Below are 1,931 nucleotides of genomic sequence, written 5' to 3'. Positions count from 1 at the left end.
GGGTCCGGGCTGGGTGATTTTAGGGGCGATTAAACAAATTATTGGGGCATTTTTAGGTTTCTATTTACTCACTAAAATACCGGGCGTAAACAGCACTGAACCTGTTCAACAATTTAATGCAGCGTTTCATGACATGCTTCCGGGCTGGGCTGCTTTAACACTTGCAGTGATTTTGGTGGTCATTTCTCAAATTAAAATTAATGTGACCAATGCGTACTCTGGTTCCCTTGCATGGACAAGTGCCTACACTCGTATTAGCAAACATTATCCGGGGCGTATTGTCTTTGTGATCGTAAACTTGGCAATTGCGCTTGCTTTGATGGAAGGCAACATGTTTGCGGTACTGGGTAAAATCTTAGGATTCTATTCAAACTTTGCGATTGCATGGGTTGTGGTTGTTGCAACAGACATTTCAATCAACAAATATGTTTTAAAACTTTCACCAAAAGAACCGGAATACCGTCGTGACATGCTCTACAACGTAAATCCTGTCGGTATGGTTGCTTTCCTTGTATCAGCAGGTTTATCGATTGCAGCATTCTTCGGATTATTGGGTAGTTTCCTAGCGCCTTACTCTCCAATTATTGCACTTGTACTTGCCTTTGTATTAACACCAATCATGGGCCTATTAACCAAAGGAAAATACTACATCAAGTCACACGATGACGGCATTAAAGAACCACGTTACGATGCTGAAGGTACACCAGTAGCAACTGTTTATCACTGCCGCGTATGTGAGCAAGGCTATGAGCGTCCAGATATTATGTTCTCTCACAAACATAACGGTACAATTTGTTCTTTGTGTAAAACACTCGATGCTTAGCCCCCTTTACCAATTAAAAAAGAAGCTTTAAAGCTTCTTTTTTTACATCTGATGATTTAGCCAATCGGAAATAAACGCTCAGGCACCACATCTTTCATCACAATGGTTGAGATGAGCCGTTGCACACTTGGAATAGCAGATAGTTTTTCATCGTACAAACGCTGAAAAGCCGGTAAATCTCTAGCAACAACATGGAGTAAATAGTCAGGTTCACCAAACAAACGCTGTGCCTGAATAATTTGCGGAATCTCAATCACGGCATTTTCAAACTTCTCAACCGCCTGTTTATCGCCTTCTTTAAGCGTAATAAAAACAATCGCTGAAAACTCAAAACCGACTAAGTTTGGGTCGAGTTCTGCCCGATAGCCTTTGATAGCTCCCGACTCTTCTAAAGCCTTCACTCGTCTGTGACAAGGTGAAATGCTCAAACCAACTTTTTCTGCCAACTCAGTGATAGATAATCGGCCATTTAATTGCAATTCAGCAAGAATCTTTTTATCTGTGCGATCCATTTAGAAAAATTTACCCCAAATGCATATGATATGAGCAAACATTTAAAAGCACATTCTAAATACATGAGCATATTATTTTCAACAAGCTCGAATAAATAGGGATTTTTTCTAAACCACGGGCGAAACCTTTGGAAAATAGTTTGCCGAGATAAGCATATGGCTTTTAACATTTTTATTGCATTTTGGAGTGTCTCCATTCTTTTTATTATTACGCCAGGGGCAGACTGGGCCTACGCCATTTCCGCAGGTATTAAGGGTAAAGTCGTCGTCCCCGCTGTCGCAGGTATGCTATTTGGGCACTTTATTACGATTTTATTGGTAGCGGCTGGTGTTGGTCTGCTTGTAGCAAATAACCCAACTGCTCTGATGATCCTTACTGTTGCGGGTTCTGCTTATTTATTATGGATGGGAATAAATTTATTACTCACCCCTCCTACTCCGAACGAGTCTGGTTCTGAAAAGGCTCAGTCATGGTTGAGATGGGCTACCAAAGGCGTTTATGTGAGTGGATTAAACCCGAAAGTTTTTTTACTTTTTTTAGCTCTGCTTCCTCAGTTTATTGATACTACTGCTTCATGGTCAGTGACAACGCAAAT

General features: G+C 40.9%; 3 protein-coding genes. 2 read left to right on the top strand and 1 reads right to left on the bottom strand.

Features of this window, described 5'->3' with window-relative positions:
• Positions 1–823 (top strand): purine-cytosine permease family protein (locus tag C1642_RS19435; protein ID WP_416202828.1); only part of this gene is annotated, 823 nt, incomplete at its 5' end.
• Between the two features lie 56 nt (positions 824–879).
• Here C1642_RS19435 and C1642_RS13500 read toward each other — a convergent pair.
• Positions 880–1,335, bottom strand: coding sequence for an Lrp/AsnC family transcriptional regulator (locus C1642_RS13500; RefSeq protein WP_000376215.1), 456 nt, complete (start codon positions 1,333–1,335; stop codon positions 880–882).
• A gap of 156 nt (positions 1,336–1,491) precedes the next feature.
• Here C1642_RS13500 and C1642_RS13495 point away from each other — a divergent pair.
• Positions 1,492–1,931: LysE family translocator (locus tag C1642_RS13495; protein ID WP_103236439.1), on the top strand; the 440-nt coding region annotated here is incomplete at its 3' end.

It is taken from the genome of Acinetobacter sp. AKBS16 (genome assembly GCF_002899995.1).
GTDB classification, from domain to species: Bacteria; Pseudomonadota; Gammaproteobacteria; order Pseudomonadales; family Moraxellaceae; genus Acinetobacter; species Acinetobacter baumannii.
Note: the sequence above shows the minus strand (reverse complement) of the source record. Positions and strands in the feature narration are given on the sequence as shown.

Excerpts from the sequence above, each read along its gene's own strand:
- C1642_RS13500 (WP_000376215.1), bottom strand. The coding sequence starts at position 1,335 with ATGGATCGCACAGATAAAAAGATTCTTGCTGAATTGCAATTAAATGGC.